5 protein-coding genes are annotated in these 5,521 nt (G+C 58.9%); all 5 read left to right on the forward strand.

The annotated features are described in order from the left end of the window. Positions 1–168: type VI secretion system accessory protein TagJ (locus tag AC6RA8_RS20735; RefSeq protein ID WP_500355501.1), on the forward strand; the 168-nt coding region annotated here is incomplete at its 5' end. Beyond that, on the forward strand, positions 161–658 hold the full coding sequence (tssE, locus tag AC6RA8_RS20740; RefSeq protein WP_500355493.1) for a type VI secretion system baseplate subunit TssE: 498 nt from the start codon (positions 161–163) through the stop codon (positions 656–658). The genes AC6RA8_RS20735 and tssE, both read left to right, overlap by 8 nt. A gap of 4 nt (positions 659–662) precedes the next feature. Beyond that, positions 663–2,537, forward strand: a complete 1,875-nt coding sequence (gene tssF / locus AC6RA8_RS20745; protein ID WP_500355495.1) for a type VI secretion system baseplate subunit TssF — start codon at positions 663–665, stop codon at positions 2,535–2,537. Then, positions 2,465–3,517 carry a type VI secretion system baseplate subunit TssG gene (tssG, locus tag AC6RA8_RS20750; RefSeq protein WP_500355497.1) on the forward strand — a complete coding sequence of 351 codons (1,053 nt, stop codon included), beginning with the start codon at positions 2,465–2,467 and terminating at the stop codon, positions 3,515–3,517. The genes tssF and tssG overlap by 73 nt, the downstream gene beginning before the upstream one ends. Before the next feature lie 25 nt (positions 3,518–3,542). Further along, positions 3,543–5,521 (forward strand): type VI secretion system ATPase TssH (gene tssH / locus AC6RA8_RS20755; RefSeq protein WP_500355499.1); only part of this gene is annotated, 1,979 nt, incomplete at its 3' end.

Consider the following 5,521-nt stretch of genomic DNA (forward strand, 5'->3'; position numbering starts at 1 on the left):
CGTGAAACCGATTGGTTCGATGCGGATGGCGCCACACTTCGGGGCCTTGGTCAAAGGATGTTTTGCACCGAAGCCGATGAACTCCCCCTGATGGAGTTGCGTGAGGTCACTTTTGACCATGCCGATACGTCCGTCAAGCAATCGCTGACGCAGGTCAGTCATGGTTGATCGTGCGCGACTTGAGCGTTTGCAGCCTGCGCTGCTTGACCGGCTTGTGGACGACGCGCCAGATCAGCGCGTTGAGACCAACGCCGCGTGGATCATCGACATCAACCGGTTGCGCGACATAATCCAGCGCGATCTACATTGGCTGCTCAACACCACAAATCTGCAGGCTGACACCGATCTTGGATCGTTCCCTGAAGCTGAATGCTCCGTGTTGAACTTTGGCATCGCAGATGTGTCTGGAATTACGGCCACCAACATGCGCGCCATAGAGATCCAGCAAGCGATCCGCGCGGCGATCGAACAGTTTGAACCGCGCCTTCTGCCCAATACGCTTGAGGTTGTGATCCACGAACAGAAGGATGTGCGCGGCGGGTTGTTTTCTTTTGATATCCGGGCCGAGCTGTGGGCAGAGCCGGTTCCGCTCGACCTCTATTTGCGCACGCAACTTGATGTGACGACGGGCGAAGTGACCGTGCATCGCAAAGGATAGCGTCATGGATAAGCGCCTGTTGAACCACTACGAGCAAGAACTGACCTTTATCCGGGAAATGGGCGACGAATTCGCGGCGGCCTACCCAAAGGTTGCCGGGCGGCTGGGCATGGGTCAGTTGGAAGTGATGGACCCTTATGTCGAGCGATTGATGGAAGGGTTTGCCTTCATGGCGGCGCGCGTTCAGCTGGAGTTGGAGCAGCAAAACGCTAACCTGACCCAGAGCCTGCTCGAGACGGTTTATCCCCACTACTTGGCGCCGATCCCGTCCATGATGGTCGCACAGCTTGAGCCAGACCCAGGGCAGGGTAATCTGGCAGCCGGGGTTACTGTGCCACGGGGAACTGAATTGCGCGGGCGGGTGCGTGACGCCGCCCAAACCGGCATCATCTACACCACCTCCCAAGATGTTACCTTGTGGCCCCTGGAAGTCAGTGAGGTGGAATACATCGATGCACGCGGCGATCTGGTTGCAGCGGGCGTCGGTCGTTACTCGTCCGCCAAGGCCGCACTGCGTCTGCGCTTGTGCCGCACTGACGGGGCACCTTTGGCAGAGTTGCCCACGGATCGTTTGCGAATGTTTCTGACGGGTGCTGCCGCAGAGCCTTGGCGGCTGTACGAAGCGATTATGGGGCAGGGGATCGGGCTCGCCGGTCGGTCGACCGATCGCCGTGATGATTGGAATGAATATCTGGGCACCGAAATCTCTGCGTGCGGATTTGGCCCGGAAGAAGCTCTACTGCCCACACCAGGCCCGTCCTTTGATGGCTACCGCTTGCTGCAGGAATACTTTGCAATGCCGCAGCGGTTCTTTTTCACCGAATTCGGCGGGCTGCTGCAGGCGGTGCAAAGAACGACCGGGGCCGATCTGGACCTGTATATCCTTCTGCGCGATGGCCTGCCCGAACTTGCATCCGTCACCCCTGCCAACTTCGACCTACATGCCGTGCCGGCGATCAACCTCTTTCGGAAGCGATGCGACCGAGTGCATGTCTCGGATACCCAAGTTGAGCATCTCGTGACAGTGGATCGAACCGCACCAATGGATTTCGAGATTTATCAGCTTGAGTCTGTCACAGGCATCGGGGCCGATCGCGATGCGGACGTGCGGTTTCGCCCATTCTACAGTGCTGAGGATTTCGGCCCATCAGCCAAAAAACATGCCGCGTACTACAGTCAACGCCGCCGGCTGCGCCAGCCTTCCGAACGCCAACGCATGGCGGGATCGCGCACATCCTACCTGGGGTCAGAGCTTTATCTAACCCTTACGGACCAAACGCAGGCGCCTTATCCTGCTACCGTCAAACAGCTTGCAGTAAAGGCGCTTTGTACTAACAGGGACCTGCCGCTACTGACTCCAGTGGGCCTAGGCGAGACTGATTTCACACTGCCAGAGGGCGGCCCGGTCAAGCGCGTGCGAGCAATTGTTCCGCCGACGCGCCCAAGATCTAGTCTTGCCGAAGGTAAGCAGGCTTGGCAGCTCATCTCCCATCTCAGCCTCAATTACCTCTCCTTGGTTGATGCCGACCGCGGCAGCGGGGCAGCCGCCTTACGCGAGATTGTCGGGCTGTATGCCACGTTGGGGGAGCCCGCGTTGGCCAAGCAGGTCGAGGGTCTGTCGACCGTTTCGTCCCGCCCCATTGTACGGCGGCTCGCCGATGGTGTTCTAAGCAGCGCGGTGCGAGGTCTGGAGATCAGGGTCGGCTTTGACGAAAGCTGTTTCGAGGGGACCGGCTGTTACCTTCTTGGTTCGGTTTTGGAAACCTTCTTTGCCAAATACGTGAGTCTCAACAGCTTTACCGAGACTTGTATCCATTCATCACAGCGCGGGGATATCGCGAGATGGCCAGCCAAGAGCGGACGGCGGATCCTGATCTGACGCGGCTTGCCGCGCTGACCGAGACCCCTGAGAAATTTAACTTCTTTCAAGCACTGCGGCTGATCGAGGCAGTGCATCAGGAGGGTCCGCGCCTGGGAATGTCCAGTCGCCCGTCCGAGGACCCAGTGCGTCTGGCTCAGGCGGCGGATCTTGCGTTTCCGCCCTCTACCATAAAATCCTACACCGAGGACGAGGCTGGCGTGCCGAAGCTGACGCAGCTGGCTTTCGGTCTTTTTGGCCCCAACGGTCCTCTGCCACTGCACATGACCGAGTTCGCCCGCGACCGGCAGCGCAACATGGATGACCCCACGATGGTCGCCTTTACGGACATGTTTCACCATCGGATGCTGTCGCTGCTGTATAGGGCTTGGGCAAGCGGACAACCCGCCGCCTCGTTTGATCGGTCGGAGGATGATGCATTTGGCCGGAAGGTCGGGGCGCTGGCGGGTTTCGGAGGCGATGAGTTGGAGGACCGCGATGCGATGCCTGACGTGGCAAAGAAGCATTTTGCTGGCCTTTTGGCAGCCAGCCCGCGCAGTGAGGCCGGTCTGACGGCCATAGTGACACAGCTTTTTGATACACCTGTCGAAGTTGAAAGCTTTGTGGGCAGTTGGCTGCACCTTGAACCAGGAGATCGCGGACAGCTTGGAAACGCAGTCTTGGGAGGTGCTGCCAGCGTGGGTGAAAAAACCTGGTCACGGTCCGCCTGTTTTCGGCTGCGCATCGGTCCCATGTCTCTGTCGGAGTATGTGCGGCTTTTGCCAGGGACGCCTGGTTTCAAACAGCTTGCGGCGATCATTCGAACATATGTCGGTGACACCCTGGAATGGACCGCCAATCTGATCCTGAAGGCCGAGGAGGTTCCCCCGTCGGTACTTGGGCAAGCTGCAACGCTTGGCCGAACCAGTTGGATCGGGCGACGTCCGGCCCGGGATGCGGATGATTTGATCCTCTCTCAACCTTGCCAACGTCCCCTTTAACGGCCCCCACAGGAAAGCAACGCAAATGTCCGAGATCAGCCGTGTCGACCTTTTTGGAAAGCTCAACACAAGTGCTTTCCAAGCCATTGAAAGCGCAACCGTCTTTTGCAAGATGCGCGGAAATCCCTATGTGGAACTGGCCCATTTCATCCACCAGATCCTGAATGCACATGACAGCGATTTACACCGGATCGTTCGTTTCTTTGATCTGGATGTGGGGCGCATTGCGACAGAACTGCAACGCGCATTAGATGCTCTGCCGCGCGGCGCAACGGCCATTTCGGACCTGTCGCCACATCTGGAGGAAGCCGTGGAACGGGCTTGGGTCCATGCGTCACTGGGCTATGGCGTGTCGAGGGTAAGCACGGGGCACTTGTTGCTGGGGCTGGTGACTACGCCAGGTTTGAAAAGTGTTCTGCATTCAATCTCCGCCGAACTGGCAAGCTTGGACTCAAAGACACTTGCGCGCGATTTCGAGGCGGCGGTGGAAGGATCGCCCGAGGCTGGATTGCCAGCTCAGGACGGGTCCCATGTGGGTTCGCAGCCAGGTGATGCATCGTCTGCAATCACCACCACTCCTCAGGACGGGTCAGCCTTGACGCAGTTTTGCACCGATCTGATAGCGCGCGCACAGGACGGACTGATTGATCCAATCGTCGGTCGAGATACTGAAATACGCGAGATGATCGACGTCCTCATCCGCCGTCGTCAGAACAACCCAATTCTGACCGGAGAGGCCGGTGTCGGAAAAACGGCTGTCGTCGAGGGATTGGCCCTGCGCATCGCGCGTGGCGATGTGCCGCCTGCTTTGGCCGACGCGCGCCTTTTGTCTCTGGATATTGGTCTCTTGCAGGCTGGTGCCTCGATGAAGGGTGAGTTCGAAAACCGCCTGCGCGGTGTTATCGACGAAGTGGAGGCCAGTGCCGTTCCCATCGTTCTGTTTGTCGACGAAACCCACACGTTAGTTGGGGCGGGGGGGGCTGCAGGAACCGGAGATGCGGCCAATCTGCTCAAGCCCGCGCTTGCTCGTGGGACTTTGCGCACCATCGGGGCCACGACTTGGGCAGAATACAAAAAGCATATTGAAAAAGACCCGGCTTTGACCCGTCGGTTTCAAGTGGTGCAGGTGGCCGAACCCGATGAGGCGACCGCGCTGTTGATGATGCGCGGCGTTTCAGAAACGCTTGAGCGTCACCACAATGTCCAAATCCTTGATGAGGCGTTGGAGGCCTGCGTACGCCTGTCTTCTCGTTACATCCCGGCAAGGCAGCTGCCCGATAAATCCGTTAGTGTTCTCGATACGGCTTGCGCACGCGTCGGCATAAGCCTGCACGCGACACCGGCTCCTGTGGACGACTGCCAGCGCCGCATTGCCGGTCTTGAGACCGAGTTGGACATCATAAACCGTGACGAAGCCGCTGGGGCAGAGATCGGCACGCGCCGCAGCAAGGCACAGGCAGAGCTGGACGCCGAAATTGAGCGACTGACCGTGTTGACCGAGCAATGGGACGCTGAAAAAGCGCTGGTGGTTCAGATTCTGGACCTGCGCGACCGAGCTAAATCCGCTGAATGCCCCGATGAAGTGGCATCGGCGCTTGAAACCTTGCGCAAGACCCAAGCCGCGCTGGACAAGCTGCAAGGCGAGATGCCCATGATGTTGCCCATCGTGGACTCCGCCGCCGTCGGATCGGTGGTCGCCGACTGGACCGGTATTCCTGTAGGCCGGATGCTGCGGGACGAGATGCGCACCGTTCTAAACCTGGCGGACCAACTTTCGAAGCGCGTCATCGGCCAGGATCACGCGATGGAGATGATTGCCAAGCGCGTGAAGTCTTCGCGCGCAGGTCTGGACAATCCGTCCAAGCCCATCGGTGTCTTCATGCTCGCCGGCACGTCGGGTGTGGGTAAGACCGAAACCGCGCTTGCAATCGCTGAAACGCTCTATGGTGGCGAACAGAACGTCATCACGATCAATATGAGCGAGTATCAGGAGGCCCATACCGT

The organism is Tateyamaria sp. (assembly GCF_059783535.1).

Excerpts from the sequence above, each read along its gene's own strand:
- tssE (WP_500355493.1), top strand. The coding sequence starts at position 161 with ATGGTTGATCGTGCGCGACTTGAGCGTTTGCAGCCTGCGCTGCTTGAC.
- tssF (WP_500355495.1), top strand. The coding sequence starts at position 663 with ATGGATAAGCGCCTGTTGAACCACTACGAGCAAGAACTGACCTTTATC.